At 35.7% G+C, this 18,369-nt stretch carries 6 protein-coding genes and 1 pseudogene; 6 read left to right on the plus strand and 1 reads right to left on the minus strand.

Annotation, left to right across the window (positions count from 1 at the left end; all coding sequences use genetic code 11):
- Nucleotides 1–98 precede the first annotated feature (98 nt).
- Nucleotides 99–7,301 (plus strand): TcdA/TcdB catalytic glycosyltransferase domain-containing protein, encoded by a 7,203-nt coding sequence (locus tag AAHH42_RS14425; protein ID WP_342221423.1) that lies wholly within the window; start codon nucleotides 99–101, stop codon nucleotides 7,299–7,301.
- 838 nt (nucleotides 7,302–8,139) lie between these two features.
- Nucleotides 8,140–8,328 (plus strand): TcdA/TcdB catalytic glycosyltransferase domain-containing protein, encoded by a 189-nt coding sequence (locus AAHH42_RS14990; protein WP_425286340.1) that lies wholly within the window; start codon nucleotides 8,140–8,142, stop codon nucleotides 8,326–8,328.
- On the opposite strand, the gene AAHH42_RS14430 is transcribed toward AAHH42_RS14990, so the two are convergent.
- The gene (locus tag AAHH42_RS14430) at nucleotides 8,297–8,980 is read right to left on the minus strand and encodes an IS630 family transposase (protein ID WP_342221424.1); all 684 of its coding nucleotides are present in this window, start codon (nucleotides 8,978–8,980) and stop codon (nucleotides 8,297–8,299) included. The two genes, AAHH42_RS14990 and AAHH42_RS14430, sit on opposite strands and share 32 nt — an antisense overlap.
- Here AAHH42_RS14430 and AAHH42_RS14435 point away from each other — a divergent pair.
- From AAHH42_RS14435 to AAHH42_RS14450, 4 genes and pseudogenes are all read left to right on the plus strand, one after another.
- Nucleotides 8,951–9,262: pseudogene (locus AAHH42_RS14435) on the plus strand (IS1 family transposase); the annotation flags it as partial. The gene AAHH42_RS14430 and the pseudogene AAHH42_RS14435 overlap by 30 nt on opposite strands.
- A gap of 139 nt (nucleotides 9,263–9,401) precedes the next feature.
- Nucleotides 9,402–10,031 carry a hypothetical protein gene (locus tag AAHH42_RS14440; protein WP_342221425.1) on the plus strand — a complete coding sequence of 210 codons (630 nt, stop codon included), beginning with the start codon at nucleotides 9,402–9,404 and terminating at the stop codon, nucleotides 10,029–10,031.
- Between the two features lie 728 nt (nucleotides 10,032–10,759).
- Nucleotides 10,760–10,987, plus strand: coding sequence for a hypothetical protein (locus AAHH42_RS14445; protein WP_342221426.1), 228 nt, complete (start codon nucleotides 10,760–10,762; stop codon nucleotides 10,985–10,987).
- A gap of 36 nt (nucleotides 10,988–11,023) precedes the next feature.
- Nucleotides 11,024–18,313 carry a TcdA/TcdB catalytic glycosyltransferase domain-containing protein gene (locus tag AAHH42_RS14450; protein ID WP_342221427.1) on the plus strand — a complete coding sequence of 2,430 codons (7,290 nt, stop codon included), beginning with the start codon at nucleotides 11,024–11,026 and terminating at the stop codon, nucleotides 18,311–18,313.
- Nucleotides 18,314–18,369 lie beyond the last annotated feature (56 nt).

Genomic DNA, 18,369 nt, shown 5'->3' on the forward strand with positions numbered 1-18,369 from the left:
AGAGCTAAAAGCATTATTGATGAATTTATACTTAATTTTGACAATATGGAATTATTCAAGCCAGATGAAGTGCACATCATTAAGAATACTTTTTATACTTGGAAAAAAATGTTTTTGCTCGTGTTTTTCTACATTGGCAAGATAAAAGTTATAAGCATATAAAAATGATAAAAGGTGGCAATAGCATTGATGACGGTATTATTGATTTTTGTAAAAAATATCAATTAGGAGAAGAAGAAGAACTGGAAAAAATTATTATAAATAATGAAAATAATTTGTTAACGACTAGGACAGAACTGAATTCAGCCAATCCAAAGAGCAATATCTATATCATAAATAAAAATCCTGACTATGACTTTTATCGATATTACCTAGTAGAATTGATTTTACGAGGTAATCTGATTTCTGCGAGTAATATTATATGCTTAGAAATATTAAATGAATATGGTGGTGTTTATTTAAGTACTGATTTACTGCCTGCTATTAATGAAAATTTATTCAGATATTTAATTGATAAAACGTCGGAAGATCCAGAAGGAATACAAAATCAAGCAATTATTATAAAGTTTATTTTAAACGAATTGGTGCAAGATGGAAAAATGCTAGGGAGAACAAAAAAACCGATTGATGGTATGGATTCGAAAAAGAAAGCCGCTATACAGGAAAGGCTAGAAGAGGCAAAACAAAAAAATATCCCGCTGTTTGTCGGATTGGGAAACATTAAAGTCGATCCTTATTTTCAGTTTTTGTATAGTGCTGATGATGTCAAAGCGATGGTAGCGAAAAAGGGTGATGTTGTAAAAGGCAATCCATTTATTATTCAAATGCAGGCAAACCTAAAACAGACATACGATATTATATTCAAATACGATATCCATACGTCTAAAGAAGTCAGGAAATTATTGATATTAGCGTCGAATCAGGATCCAACTCTCATATTCTTACAGAAAGAAATGATCCCTAAAATCCAAACGGCTATTAAAAATGCAGGGTTGAAAATAAATATTAAAGCGATCTTTCATTATCGATTGGATATATTGAATCAATATGAACAGGCTACTCCTGAGATTTTGGGTATGCCTGCCTATGATTTTGCTTATTCTCAGTTACTAAATAAAATATTTAATAAAATACTGGATGAAAATGGCAATGAAGTGTCACCAACCGATCCCTACTTTTTTCAACAAAAAATTACTTTTTCTTTCAAAGCTGCAACCTTCCTAACCGAAGAAGCCACGCAATCCAGTCTGAGGGGATCCAACCGTTATCTTGAACCACTGACCAACCGTCCACAATACGGTGGTCAATACATCATACAAGCCAATGATGATGCGCAGAGCACTAAGATCGCATTATTTTTGTACAATCAACACAGAGATATGAGTGATTGGTATCTTTATGATGGAAAAAATGATCGCTTGATCTATCGGATGGCTACAGAGGATGAGAATACAGAAGCTAAAATACAGCAGGGAAAGAACATCATTTTAGTTGGCAATAGCAGTGCGATGACTTTTCTTTATGCTCTACGGATAGTAGAGCAACTAAAGAAAATTCTCCAGCCCGCCAGTCCTCATTATAGAACACGAGTGAGCCTATTAGCTTGTCAGTCTGCTACTGTGATATCTGGTGATAAAAACCTATTTATTAGCACGCTTTACAACGCTTTTGAACAGAGTATTCCCAAAATCAAAGTTGCATATATCATCAGCCAGAAAAGCTTATTCACTGTCGATGTAATGGGGCGTCGATGGAAAGGCAATCTGCCTGAGTTTAATGCCGATGTACCGCTAGCTGCGGGTATCCACTGGTGCGACGTAACAGATAATGACACTGAAATCATGGCTAGCAGATGTTCCACTGGGCTAGCGCTTTCCTATACAACTCAGTCTCTTGGCAGCAGCATGTTGATGCACAATAACGTTATTACTGAATTTAATAACACAGCGTTTGGATTGGGTTCTGTAATGGAAACGTTAAACTTTCACCCTGAGAAACGTGTAGCATGGATGAATAATCTGGAAAATCTCGATGGATGGATAGATTTAACGGTAGCTGAAGGGCTACTGAAAAATCTGAGAGAAGGCGTTGTTATTATACCTGCCGAAAGCATGGCACTGGCCGTGGCGATGGGGAAACTCACACATGAACTGATTATCAATGATCCTAATCTTGACAGAATCATTGCCCTTATGAAGGCACTAAAACGAAGTTTAGAGGCTGAAAGTTACGTAGATTGGCTTGAAAGCCTCAATTTAAGTTATGGAAAAAAACAGTTTGAACGTCTTGTCAACACGCTTTTCAAAACACCCAATACGCTTGAGCAAGCTTTTAAACGTCTTCAATCGAGGGTACGTGCTAATCGCTTTACGTTTTTTAATCTTAATCTGGATAAAGAAGGTGCGGCCAGGCATATATTGCAAGGAATGAAAAGCGACTCTGTCATTAAAGCCATTTTCTTGGGAGATATTGAAAGGCAGCTATTACGTAACATTGCAATAAATGACGATGAACAGTTTCAGATTACGGAAGTTGCCCGCACGATTAAAATACTTGAAAGCAATTTTAAAATTTTAATCGAAAAAAATGCAGATCAAAGTAACCCTCCTCCACTCACACTTTACAGTTATTCTTTATGGGATCCTAACGCTAATGTGAGTTTGGAACAGCAAAACATGATTTTTTTGCAAAAAAATTATGCTAATAGTCAATATATACAGAGAGTGGGGCAATTAACCTGGAGCAAAGGATTTCATCCCAGCTTGATTAACGCGGATCAATATAGCCATGCACAAGCATGGATACGTGAACATCAAGCATTAAGGCAAAAAAATCGCGTGCTGGCTCAGGGGGAATGGTTAGAGTTATTATCGCAGCTAAAATATGATCCGATAGATGCTACTTACACTGTCAGTTATCTTAATCTCCGCAGTCGTAGTATTACTGAGGTCAGTAGCAAAAATTCTATGTTTGCTGACATGACATTGTATCTTGATAAGCGTGCTCAACTGATTAGAAAAAATTATTCGTTAACCAGAAAAAAGCAAGTGCTCGCGCGATCTATTGGTCATATGGGGGGAGCGGGGGGCATAGGTAGTTTTGATGATTCAATAGTTTCTTTATACCATTCTTTTAAACAACTGATTACCTCTTCCGAAGGGGAAGATGATCCTCTTTCTGCTACCATGAAATTTCATGTCTGGGTTTCCCTGGTTTCAGATTTTAATAATGTAGTCAGTGCCGCATCGACTCTAACAGAAGGCAGCTATCGATTCGCGGAATCTATCATTAATATCGGTTGGCTTTTTAAACGATTAAGAGAGCCAATTAATTATTTGTGGAATTATAGTCATCATATCAATGAATCTCCAATTATGAAAAGGATAGGAAAATCTACAACAGAGCTGGGGTTAACCTTGGGTTTCACTGGTTTTTTGCTCAATGCTTATGAATATTATGAAGCTGAAAATGATCGTCAACGTAACCTAGCATTAACCAGAATGGTTTTTGATGGTGTAGGACTGACTTTTAGTATAGGGAGCTTGTCAGTTATGGAATCGACATGGACACTTCCTCCGATGCTGGCAGTCATTTTGGTAGGCTATGGTTTATCTAAAGTGAGTGAAAAAATTAGTGCCAAGATAGAAGGTACGATTAACAATACAACTAAAGCACGATTGTGCGGCATGTGTTTTAATCATCTCAAAAAAAGTCTTGAGCAGGGTGGATTTACGATAATAAATAAAGCGCTACAGCCTTTAGAAGGTGCGGTTATAAAAACTATTAATCTGGAGGACAGCAGAGCACCTACTGTGATATTTGATGAGACAGGTGTACAAATACGCAAAAAAACGACCCAAGGAAAAAATCTCATTAATAATACTGAAAATCCAAAAGCCTACATCAATCTCTATCATCTAAGTGGCATGAAAAAAGATCAAGTCATCGCTATAACAGATTTGCCTGCTGCCGATCAGCCTGCGGTGAATACACTGATTCTACCCAGATCCCCTAGGACAAAAATTGATCCCGTTTATGCTAAAACCGATTTTATAAAATGGAGAGATGATGCTGAATTTTATGCGATGCGCTATTTTGCTAAAAAAGATCCTCATTTTATTTTTAATTTTTATAAAAAAACGGGATTTCTGACGGACTCTATTGAAAAATTTATCGGTCTAGATTGGATGGCACTCACCGAACTAAAGTGTCGCTATGAAAAAACGGATGTGAATATTTATCTCGGTAGAGAAGAATACAATTTGATTGCACCAGGAATTAAGGAAGATCAAAAAATAGAGGATTCTGTATACAGAAAATACCTACACTATATTTTACATGCACCTAAAGAAGGAAAAGCGATAATTTTTTTAGTATTAAGCCGGGGGCAGGCCGATATCACCCTTGAATGTAATAATATGGATGTTACCTGGATCATCAGTGCCAATCATAAATATCTACGTGATATGAGATTGCAAAAAACCCTAGCGGGTTATAAATTTATTGAAAATGTGCCTGCTAAGCAGGGTGAAAAAGACAGTATTGTATTAAATATTACCAATTTAGCCAGGACACAGGCTACTTTCCATTTGTATATGGGGGTTGCGACCACGGATCTCCATGGCCGATTAATTGTTAGGGAGCTTAATGCACAAAAGGTATTGGAAGAACTAAGACCGGCTTCACGATCGATAAATTATATGAATACGGAAGGAATAATAAAAGCCGATCTTGCCGCTATGATCCCGAAAGCAAAGAGTCGGCAAGTAGCACAATATACTCGCATACAAAATTTTACTTTAAAAGGTGACGAAGAGAGTTGCCATGTTTATTATTATTCTTATACAAATGATTTTGTTCGGACAGAAAATAAAATAGGTACATTTTTTTATAATACCAAACGTCAGAATGTCCAGTTACTTCTCTTCAGTGAACGTTATGCCTGGTTTAAGGGGGATTTGCTGATACCTATTGATGTAAATGGCATAAAATATATTTATGCTTATCGAAATATTATTTGGATGTCAGAAGCGGAAAATAAAGAATTAGTACAGATTTATTTTCCAATCGGTTATCTGCCTGATATTCTTAATCCTGATGGGACGATAAAATTTTCTTCTCCAGCAAAGTTAAAAATAATCACTAAACTGAAAGACGAAAATAGATTTATTTTTTTAGAACAAAGCTATACTTATAAGCGACGTGATATTGATGAATGTTTTTTTCTGCAATATTGTATTGATAGCCAATATCCTGAAAAAGGATTGACACTGATTGAGGCGCGTAGCTTACCGGCAAAGATAAAAAATGAAATAATTGAGACAATTAGCGTAGAGGCTTTCAGTCGTTTTATGCAAGCACAATCGCATTCTGATTTTTATAAAATACCTGAGTTTCTCAGAAAAATTGATCCTTGGACGCGTGCTGGAAAGAATATAAAGCCGTTATTCAATGGGATAACAGATACAATTATTTCGATAAAAAGGCGATTTATATGGCCATTAAAGAACAGTATTCATAAGAAGGGGTATATTATTGAGCGTATTCCTCTTATTCTGAGTGGCCACACTGATAACATTCACTATGCTGGCACAACGATGGTAGAAATACATGAAAATAATTTTGTTAATCAACCTACTAATCGCCGTTACTACCATTTTTGGAGTACTACTGATAGGGAACAAAAATTTGAAAAATTGTATGTTCAACAGGATGATGATACTGCGACAGAAATGTTATTGATTGATTTTAATATTCAGAATGATCAGGTGTTAAGCATAAAAGAAACGATTATTACCACGACTGATGGTCTGTTATATGCTTTATATGATGATCAGAGTCTCTCATTTGTTGGCATGGGTAAAAATTGGTTAAGAGAACACGCTGATTGGTGGGTTTATTTTAGAGAATACATCGATGAGCTGACAAATAAAATGGAAGGTTTGGTTCCATTATCAATCGGACAAACAAAGACGATTAAAATTTCCTCTTATCTTACTCTCTCTGGTTTACAACAGAATGATGAGGCAGGATTATTGGCCGTTTGGTATGACAGAGACAGTAAGAGCTTTATTATTTGTCAACGTGATAACAACCAACAGTTAAGCTACCTAGGAATAGATAGAAACAGCCAAAAAGGTGCCTGGCTAATGAATATTAGGGAAGATAAAAGTAAAGAAATTGGTTATATCAATACTATGACAAGCGATGAAGTGATGCACTCTTTTCATAAAACAGTCTTAAGAAAAATGGCGGTAATACCGGATTTGATCAAAGTCATTTCAAAAAGGGAGCGAGGTACTGTTCTCTACTTTACACAGGTCAATGCAGAAAATAATGGATATATAAAAGGGACTACCACCGATGGTCTGTTATTGCAAATTAGTAGAGAAAACAGAACCTTTAAAATCATATTATTAGCAGTTACACCGGCGTTTACTGATCATTATGTTAATAATTTATCAGGTATGAAAAATGAACTTTCCGAACTAAATAAAGTTTATACTTACCCCGAAATAATAAAAATTATGTTATCTAATGATCAGCAAGGTTGGTATTATCCAAAAATAAATATACTGTTTATGCCGATTAAAAAAAATGAAGCGACTATCAAGAATATCTATAATTTAAATCAGTATCTTGGTTTTAATCAGCAAACCCACTGCGCATACTTTATTAGTAATAGTAATCATCAATCTGTTTTAATTAAAATGTATCAAAATGATCAGCAGAATGGTGCAATAAAAGAACCTGAAATTATTTCTAACCAAGAGCTGCTTTACGAACGTACGGATGCTCTGCTTATTTTAAATAGTGGGCGTGTTTCCACCCTTGCTAATAATGAATATGTTAATATTCACGTGCCTGCTTTACTGATAACTACGCCAGTTACGCAAGATAAATTCAATTATCCAGTGATATATCTTGAGCATGCAAACGAAGGGAGTATGCGATGTATAATGCCTGATGCCATACCTGAGACTGTATTGATCTCGAGAAAATTTAATTTTCTCTGCCTATTTGTAAGAAATAATTTATTTATCATTAATCATTCTTTTAGAGCTACCGGTAATCACTCTAGCTCACGTCTACAATTATTATTCAAAGGTATTATAAAACCGGCATCAAATTTTTCTAATCATTATTCTGTGATTCCAGGTGATGTTATAACGGATAGAGATACGCTTCTTTTTGATGTTTTTATTACCGTTGAAAAATTAACAAAATATTATATTGAGCAAGCAGATGAGAACACAAAAGATGGACATGTCATTATTCCTCTCCCCAAATTATCTTCATAAAATTAGATGTTTTTAAAAAATATTCTTTGTTAATTAAAATGTAACCTGAATTTAAACTATTATTCTGATAAGACTCCGATAGCAATAGCAAAAAAATAACAGATAAATAAATACTATGGAACGCTCAATAATTATTAAAAAATTAGTCAGTGTTATCAAGAATAATAATTATTGTAATGTAAATTTTATTTATAGAAAATTTATCGATACCAAGAACAAATACCAGCTCATGTCCCAAAAAATGAGTGCACAACAAAAAATGGCGTTATTATTAGGGATGATTAACAGTACTTTTTATCCGATGTTTTGACCAATAAAAATGGGCAGCGACAGAATAATTATGTGCTACAAAATTTACTGTTATTCCGTAAGAAAACTATTATGGAATCAGTCGATGAAATATTACATTTTATCTGTTTAAATAAAATAGAAGATATTCAACGAGAAAACATTAATTTATGAATACAACAAAATCCTCATTATCAAATAAAACTTTGATAGACAACAATGCTTATCTGGCACGAGAGCTGTTTATACGTATACAAAAAAAGCCACCAAGGAAGTGCTTGAGAGTACTTCTATTGTCCAGGATAATTTTTATGCACTTTTTGAAAGCCAAATAATGAAATGGCAAAATAAAATCTACCGGTACATACAATAAAATAATCGAATGGTTTTTGATATGGCAGTCAGAAATTTTTTAATCGAGCATCATTTAGGCCAGTCAAAATAATTATCAGAGATCTGGGATAATAATTATTATAGCTTTCAAGCTGCTTTAACTCAATTAAAAAAAGATAATCCTCATACTTTTATTTATGTTGGGAATATAGATCAGATCCATAATAGGCAAAAAGAACCTCAGTTGTATATTAAAGAACTTGCTCTGCGTGGGAATATCATCGCTGCAAATGATATTCTGCGCTTGCTAATATTAAAAAAACAGGGTGTAGTGTGTTTAGATACCGATGTACTATATATGAACGACATAATAATCACATCATATATTCTGAAAATAAGGTATTGATGTCACAATTGAGGTCTCTTCTCTTACTTTTAGCCTGTGCCCATTTATGTTCAATGGGATTGAGGTCAGGAGGGTAAGGAAGCAGGTATTGAATCAGATGCCCGGCGTTGATAATCGCGAGTTGAATGTCCTGACGCTTGTGAAAACTGGCGTTGTCCATGACGATGACACAATGAGGAGGGAGAGAAGGCTGGAGAAGCTGTGTGACCCAGGCGTAAAAGACATCACTGTTAACCGGGCTGGAAAACAGGACAATCGCCATCAACACCGTGCCCAATAACGCACCGATAACATTCGTTCGCCTCTTGGCCTGCCCATTTTGGAGGCCAGAACAGCGTTGACCTCGCGGAGAATATCCATGGGTTCGTGGCATATCTTTTGCGAAACCGCTTTCGTCAAGATAACCCAACGATTTTCCCTGCTCTTTATAGCCGTCTCTCTTTTCCTGGAAGGTACACCGTACGTCTTCGTCTGCCCTGGGATGACGCAGGTTTTTTTTATAGGTGATGCCCCATTTTTTCAAGGCTTGCCAAATGGATTTCGTGCACACCTTAAAAGGGGCCGCGTGTTCCCGTTGGTAAGCATCTGGATAAAGCTCAACATCTTTGACCAAGGCTTCAGGGAACTTCGATTTAAGCGGATCATAGCCCATGTTTTTGGGAGGAGAGGTATCCCAACGCTTCAGAGCCTCCTTGAGCTGTTAGCCCCTTTTCACGTTGCCTTCTTCTGTACAGATAATTTTACGGCTTATTCGATCTTACCTTCCGCAAATCACATCGTTGGCAAGCTTTATACACAAAGGATAGAAAGAGAAAATTTAACACTGAGAACGAGACTTAACCGATTGAATCGTAAAACGATAGGCTACTCAAAATCTGAAAAAATGCACGATAAGATTATTGAGACATTCATTGAGAGGGAATATTACTTTTAATACTTGAATAATCTATTGAATACATAACCAAACTGCGTGCAGATTGTATGCAAGAACAGTGTCGTTTGAAATTTAGTACGGTCACACAATTTGATGTTGTCAGCGTATTTGAAGAGTTGATTAACCCTAATACCTGTGGTTGGTGCAGATTATAAACATAGAGGAAGGTATCCGCCACCATGAATGGATACAAACACTGTTTGGCACGATTGCGCTTGGTTTTGATGCGGCGAGCTTATTTTTTAATGGATTAAAAAATGGTATGAACGAAGCTGGACCACATTTTGCTACCTCACAAAAACGTGACAAAAAAATTATTACAGCAGTGATGCAGGTGGCTGGCAAAACGACGGATTTACCGATTACATCTTGGATAGATAATATGATGCATTTACCGTTAAGTCTAATCCTCATAATCTGGCATTGCCGCGTGCAAGGGTGCCAGGGAGCGAAAAATATAAAATGGAAAGGTTATTCTGTCGTTTATGTCATCAATGAGGATCGTGTAATGCCGGTTAAAAACAGTGGAGGGGGCTATGAAATTGATTGGCACACAACAGAACCAAATTATGCCAGAATGATTACCCATAAAGCAGGAGAAAAATATTACACTAAAGTGAATTTAAAGGGAGGCAAAGGGGAATTGAGTATTGAAGACGGTATGCAATCTTTCTATTTAGACAGCTACTTCCCGAATTTAGAGCATATAGCAGAACGATTCTATTATAATTACAGCATAAAGATGAATCGTGTCGTATATTTATACTGAATAGTATTCATTATGTAATCAAAATTACACCGTACCGCTATAGGATCACTGTCAGAGAAGTATCTGATTTGTTACGTAAGGTAACAGATACCACGCTTTCTCCTCAGTTTGATTAGCTGTTTAATTTTTTATTTACTTTAATACTAGAAACAGGGAAAAAAACTGTTATTCTAATACACAGTTATCATAATATATATCGTCGAAGTCCTACTTTTAGGCGTTTGTTTAATTATGCTGTCCCTTCTCTAACTGAAAAACATAAAATTAAAATTGCATCGACAATTCAACCTTATTCTGATTTTGTTGGAAAGGTTATAAAATTTCCTGATGTATGTACCATGCTATTAATACCTCAGTATCTTAGTCTACCCGGGCAACCTGAAAATTTTTCTGCGATCCGAATTTACCTGCATGAAATGCTGCATATTTTGTTGAATTTAAGGGATCCTACACTTGGTGCTGGTAGTATCTAATCGGGGGACTATTGTTTATCTTACAAAAAAAGGATCTTCTTATTTAAGAAAATGTGGGCGGATCGGATGGCTATTCCAGGAGCGGAGCACGATCAGGTTATAGAATAATTTAAGCAAATTAAAAAAACTATATTAGACAAAGGAAATATATTATTGGTGAAAGCTACGCTTGCTCGGAGATTGGCATAAATTCAAGATTGCTATTTGGCAACGCTTAAAATATTTTAATAAATTTTTTATCAGGTGGTAAATCCTATGGAACGTTTAGATATTGTTGAGAAATTAAAAAACATCAATAAAAACGAAAACTATTACAAGAAAAATTTTCTATATAAAACTTTTTTTGATAGTAAAGAAGAATACGTTAAGATGATTCCTTCGACGGATCCAAAAAAGGAAATGGAACTTTTATTGAGAATGATGAGATGTATTAAAGATGGCGTGATTGTTGTTGATAAAGATGAACAACTCCTCAATATATAATTAACCTTAAATTTACTTTTATCACGTAAAAAAACCATGATGGAAACGGTTAGTGAGACCCTACACTTTATTATCCTGGGTAAGATAGAAAATATTCAAAGGGAATATATTAATCTGTGGATACAACAACACTCTCATTATAAAATAAAAATTTGGACGGACAACAATACTTATTTATCACGTGAGATATTTGTACGTATACAAAAAAAAGCGAGCCAAGAGACGTTTGATGATACCAATACAGATAACAATGATTTTTATACATTCTTTAAGAGCAATGTTATTGGATTGCAAAACGAAATCTATCAATATATGCAAGAAAATACTCACATTTCTTTCGATATGGCAGCTAAAAATTTTTTGATTAGACATACATTGGGTGATCCAGAAGAATTGCTAACTATTTGGAACGATAATCACAAAAGTTTTACGGATGCCTTGGCTAAATTAAAAAAAGATAACCCTGATATTGTTATCGCTATAAAAAATATAGACGAACTGGATAATATACAGGAAGAACGAAAACTGTATATTAAAGAATTGGCACTACGTGGAAATTTTGATGCGGCTACCGATATTTTTCGTCTTTTAGTATTAAGACAATACGGTGGCGTATGCATTAATCCCGATCTATTGCCTGCTGTTAATAAGGAATTATTTGCCGATATAATTGAAAGAACGCTTAGCGATCCAGAAGGTATAAAAAGCCAAGCTATTATTCTTAGAGTCATTCTTGATGAATTGATGGAGCAGGATATGATGCCAACGCGAGAAACCTTGCTGGAAAGCTACCAGTTGGCGAGCATCGATCCCAAAATTGAGCGGGTCATTAAGCAACTGGTCGCATTAGCACAAAAAAGTGGCACACCGTTGTTCATGCCACTTGAAGAGCTGAAGGTAGACCCTTATTTTCAGTTTAGCTATACCCTCTACGGTGATGGTGTGGTTCTAGCAAAAGCAAAAGCAGAGGAAAAAAGCCATTTTATCGATCAGATATTAGAAAATTTGCAATGCATTCATAAAATTATTGATAATCCGGAACACAACATTAACGGCCTTTCCGAGATCCTACTTTTACCGGAGAAGGTCAATCCAGCGCTCGAACAACAGCTTGCCAATCAAAATGTTATTGTTGATATTGAAGCGCTTATTGGTTATCGGCATACGGCTATGGCACGGTATGATCGCGTGACCTCTGGACTGGCGGGCATTCGTGCTTATGATAATCTTTATTTTTATCAATTGTTGCAGATTAATGCGATACCGGTAGTAGAAAATAAATATAAATTTCAACAATTTACTTTTTCTTCTTTTATTAGTGTTTCCTGGATCACTGAGCAATCCGAACAGTCTCGCCTCCTAGGGAAAATGCGCTATCACGAGGTTTTTACTTGTTGCCCGCAATATTATGCTCAGTGCATTATACAACTTTCTCATAATGATCTGCTTTGTGAGGAAACCGCTAAATTTCTCTATCACACAAACACGGAATTGAATGCTTGGTATAAGTATAATAAGAGAACTCAAGAGCTTATAAAAGTAAAGGAAGCACCTGATCTTCACCTTAAAAAAGAAACCCGTATTCTGTTGGTGGGTGACGGTAGCCCAATAAACTTTTCAGTGCAGGATGTCACTCAATTATTGGTACAACATTCTATAAAATGGGGAAATGAGAATGTAGAAAGGGAACAGCTCATATTTATTGGCTGTGGTTTAATGCAATCAGCAATAGACTTGTTAAGAAACCGTGATGAGTGGGGTAGAATTAAAGCAGAATGTTCTACAGCAGATAGGAATTACGAACTTAGTGAGACACTTGATTCGCGTAACGTATTTGCCATCGATTTTATTGAACGCTTATATCTCTTTTTAGAGAGCAATCATATTTTCATTAATCATATTCTTGTTCAGGAAAACCTGTTCACTATTGATGCCATGGGACAGCGATGGCTTGGTAAGCCGAAGGCTGTGCGTCAGGGATTTAGACAAAAAATAAACTGGGTCGTAGCGAGTAACTGTGATAAAAAGATCAAATTTACCCTCCGCAATACGGTAGTAAAACGTGAATATCAGCCGATTGAGCAAGATCTCGCTGTACGTATCCGTGTGGTCACTGAGTTTGATAAAAACCAGTTTAGCCTGGGTGATATATTGCAGTCCCGTCTGGTTAATAACGAAATACTTCCTGAACGTCTTCCTAATCCTGAAAAATTAGACGGATGGATAGATGCAAATATGGCTACCGGCCTCAAAGAGGCTATTTTGCGGGGAGCCGTATTGATTAATGCTGATAGCATGGCATTAATAGTAGGTATGTATAATAGTACAAATGAAATTTTGATAGTCGATGCGAACGATGTTGGCGTTACTATGCTGATAAAAGTATTGCAACAGGTGCTAGAGAAAAATTCATATCAGAGCTGGTTTGATGGGCTAGATTGTACTTGTGGAAAGCTGCAGCTACAGGCGTTGATCCCGCAAATTGTTGGTGATGTTGAAGCAGGTTTTCAGCGCTTGAAGAAACGAATCATACGCAATTTATTTAGTTTTTATCGCCTTAGTTTGAGTGAATATAATAGTGCGCAGACTATTTTTCTCGGTAAGTACAGTAAAGAAAAGATTAAGGCTATTTATTTGGGTAATATAGATCGTTTTTTACTTGCTGATGCAGAAAATAAAATCAAGGTTAAGCCGTCTACGATTACTATTGAACAGCTTAATACTACCTTTAATATTTTAAGCGGATACTATAGAACAATCCCCATTTACTATTATTCTTTGTTAAGTTTTACACATGGATCAAACCATTTACAGCAATCTAGTAGCAGTCAAGGTACTGAACTGATAATAGAAAATCATTTAGATATTAATTACATGCAGCGCATTGAACAATTAAATTTTTCTGGGTCGATGCCACATTCCACTTTTATGGTTGTGAGTAGTTATAATAATGAACAGGAATATCGACGTGTAATGGCAGCAGCCGATCACTCAATTAATGTGGATGAATGGTTACCTCTATTGACCAGCTTAAAATACGATTCGAACAGTGGCAAATATAAAATCCGGCTTCTTAATATGAACGACTTTACCCTTGTCAAAGAACTAGAGAGTACTGATAAAATTTTTGAAGAATTACGTCAATATTTATGGAGACAATTGCAAATAGATAGTCATTATCCTAAATTTTTCTCTGGACAGAGTCAGATTAAATTAGTTGGTAAAGCAGGAGGCATGGGAAGCGTTTTTGATTCAGTTTTATCTTTATATGATTTTCTACAATATGGTGTTAATCAGGTAAAAGGTAATTCTATACTCGCTAAAACGATACAGGCACATATTTATTTATCCCTGTTAGCAGATTTTCATAATGTAATAAATACAAAAGGTACAATTACCGAATTTTATTTACATAGAGTGTGTAAACATCTAAAAACTGGCAGTATTAGACAGGCACTGAATGCTGTAGGAAAATTTAATACTCGTTTAGCAAAGGGAGGAGTTTTACTGGGATTCATTAGTCTTGGGTTGAATACGTTGCAATTGATTCAAGAAAGAAATGAAATGCAACGTAGTATTATCGTAGTAAAAATCGCTTTAGATCTGGTGAGCATTTCTTTAGGAATAGTGGGTTTAATATTCTCTTCACCCTTTACTGTGGTGGCGATGTTTGTCGTCGGTATTGCACTGGCTGTTGCAAGTAATTGTGTTTCAGATGAAGTGATGAACATGCTTGAAAATATAGAAAAAGCTAAAGCTATTGGACGTTATTTTAATAGCATGAAAAAAGGTTGGGATCAAGGTGGGATCCTGATTATTAAAGATACCTTGATCCCTTGTCAGGGAACAGTTATTAGCGAAATAAATTTTACAGATCCTCAGCAAACCGTTGTTACCTTCGATCGATATGGGCAACAAATGCGTAAAATGCACGATACTTACACTCAGATGGAACCTGAAGCCTATATTAATCTACGTGAAATGAATGGTGACAGCGTTAGGAAACATAGTATCGCGTTGCAAAACGGTACTCAATCAACCACCTTGATTTTACCTATTACACCGAGAGCCCAAATAGAGCCAATATATGATTTTGTTCCCTTCATTCGTCTGAGAGGCGATGCTGAATTTGATACTGTGCGCTGGTTTGAAAAACAACTTGATGCTGGGTTTGTATTTTCTGGTATAGGGAAATATGAAAATATTTATGGACAGCAGATACCGATTCAGGACGATGCTTATTATAGAGCAATGACGGGTTTAAAATTTGATTATAAATATACTAGTGTGGAAATTTTTTTAGGGAATGCCAAATATAATCTAATTGCACCAGGGGTGAGTGAAACTCAGTTACTTACCAACTATACTTATAAAAAATATCTTAATTATACATTTTATGCCCCGATAACCGGAAAGGCAGATGTGGTATTAATATTGAATAAAGCACAAGCAGATATGACCATTAATTGCAAAAACTCAGCAGTACAGTGGATTATTGATGCTCGTCATTTGTCTGGGATCACGACCTCTTTCGATGTTATTCATGACGAACCGCAGGATAATAGATTTATGCGGCTTGATTATAATATATTTATTCGGCTCCATTTTCATCGTTTTGTCAAAAGCGCCAATTCAGAATATATTTCAAATGGAATAAAAGTGACTCAATCGATTGAAGATAGAATAACTCTCACTATCCCTCATTTTTCTACTACTACATTGACGGTTCAATTACCAGAGGGTGTTTTTACGGCCCAATTAAATTGGGAGTCACCTCGTTTGATTCCGTTGTTTATTGATGCTAGCAGCATACCCAATATTAACCAGCGAGGTGATGAAGTTAATGCCGTGAAGCGCTATATCACTCAGCATCTTAAAAATGTAGGACAAACGATTAAATATCTCCGCATTAATAAATTTAGCCCCGATCCTAACGAACAGAGTGAATTCTGTTTTTATCTTTGTAGTCACGAGACCTTTCTCTATACGGCTAATCATCAAGACACACTGTTTAGAAAAACTCGGCGTGAAAATGTCCAGCTACTCTTTCTCTCGAAAGAATATGCTTGGTATCAGGGAGATCTTATTATACCTATGGTACCCATGCCAAAGTATGCACGTATTCTGTTTAAATACGAAAAAATAATTTGGGTATCAGAGATCAGAACGAGCAACCTTTTACAGGTTTATCTCCCCCTCGCACATTTACCAAGTATGATGGAAAATGGCCGTCAAAGTTATACATCGCTATCAACACTTAACAATGTCAATGTGCTTGCTCAAGCTATCACTTTTGAGCAGGAATACCACTATGGCAGCGAAAAGATAAGGCTAAAATATATGATTGATACTTTGGATCCGTACCAGGCATTAGCGCTCACAGAACTCTATGGTTTACCGGCCGAGGTAAAGAGTCAATTAATTGAAAAACGTCACTTAACTGGCCTGGCCGCTTTTATAAAAAACAGGAGCCAGCAGGTACTTACGCCAAGTGGTATTAATCCGTGGGAAATGTCGGGTAAAAACATCAAAGGATTGATCAACTTTAAAACTGATACGACGATACTAATAGGAGACAGACTGATATGGCCCCTGAAAAATAGTATTGATGTTAAGGGACATATTTCGGCCAGAATGTATACCAATATCCTTAAAGATTCTGATTTTTTGATTAGTCCAGCTGGAATAGTTAAGGGAATGAAAGCTGGAGATGATAACTATTTTTTTTGGAGTGTGACTCCACGGCAATATAAACAAAATGGTAATAATTGGCTTTATAGACTTTACGTTCAAGAAGAGGGGGATGATGCTAAAGTAATGAATTTACGTGAGTTCGGGTTAAATAACCATGATGTGGTAAACATAAGGAATGCTTTGATTACCACCGAAAAAGGGTTTATTTATCGCCTTTCTGATGATAAAAAACTAACATTATTCGCGGTAGAAAATGCGTTTATTATAGGCAATCCTGATTGGGCTCTTTCTTTAACAACGTATATTGGTCAACTACGTAACAAGTTAGCCGATGCTTCCTTATTGGAGCCTGGACAAACCAAAGCCATTGAAATAGCTATTCATGTTAGCATATGGGGCTTATTATATGGCGATGAAAATCCGCCTCTTCCTTTGTCTGCTTGGTATGATATTAACAGTGAACAATTTATTATTTGTAAAATGGATCTTGGTCAAAATATGATTAATTTAGGGATGTCTAGCGATAATCAAGGTGCCTGGATCTTAAATAATAGCAAATTGGGCTACGTAGCAAAAATCAATACCTTTCTTCTCGGAAATATTTTTACTGGTGGTGTTCTACACGATGAAAATAAAATACCAAAAATAAGTACGCTGGTATTAAATGAAGCATTAGGCACAGATTTTGTGAACGTTATGTTAATTCAAGGGAATATAGAAGGTTTAACAAATAATGGTATTCATCTAAATATTGGCAGGACAGATGATGATATATTTACAGTAACACTAATAGGTGTCACCACGGCCTTTTCTCAGGATCACTATAGTGATACCACTTATTTAAATGTTAACAGCTTAACAAATGCTATTGAGCATTTGTGTCATCAATGTATTTGTGCTGAAATAATTCAGATTGGCTTAAAGAATAATCTACAGGCTTGGTATCAGCCGATGAAAAAAATATTGTTTATGTCTAGTACCTTAAATAGTTTGGAAAACTATCTTGGTTTTAATAGTAATAAAGAAGAAGCTTATTTTATCAGTAACAAGCAAGATTTAATCAAGGTTAACCGCGGAGGTGAGGTGGGACGTATAAACAATTTGGGTGCTCTTTATCAACGCCGGAATGAAGTACTGATCCTAAACAGCGGGCGGTTGACAACATTAGCTCCTGATGAACATATCGATGCTGATGTATCTGCCTTATTGATAACAACATCGCTTGATCAGATAGAAGATATGGCCTTTACTTTTGAGATAGAGTTATTTAACTACCCAGTGATTTACCTTTCTCATGTTGGTAATGGCTCATTACATTGTTCTCTTCCAATTGACGTAATGCCAGAAAATATTAATATTTCGCGAAATTATGATGCACTTTTTGTCTTTATTGAAAATAAATTGCTGGTCATTGATGACGTTTTCGAACGTTCGCAATCTAAAATTAAAGGCGATATTCTCCATCATGAATTAAAATTAATATTCAACTATAAAAGCCATATTTTATTACATGATCATGCTATTAAACAGATTATTTCAATCCAAGAAATGAAAGATTATTATATTCATACTGTGGGTAATGAAACGACTGATGGTCATGTCATTATTCCACTGCCTAATTATAAAGTGTAATTCAGGACTTTTCTTTTTCTAACTATTAACGCTAATCATGGTAGTGGATAGACCTA

The sequence above is a fragment of the Candidatus Fukatsuia endosymbiont of Tuberolachnus salignus genome (assembly GCF_964030845.1).
In the GTDB taxonomy this organism is placed as follows: domain Bacteria; phylum Pseudomonadota; class Gammaproteobacteria; order Enterobacterales; family Enterobacteriaceae; genus Fukatsuia; species Fukatsuia symbiotica.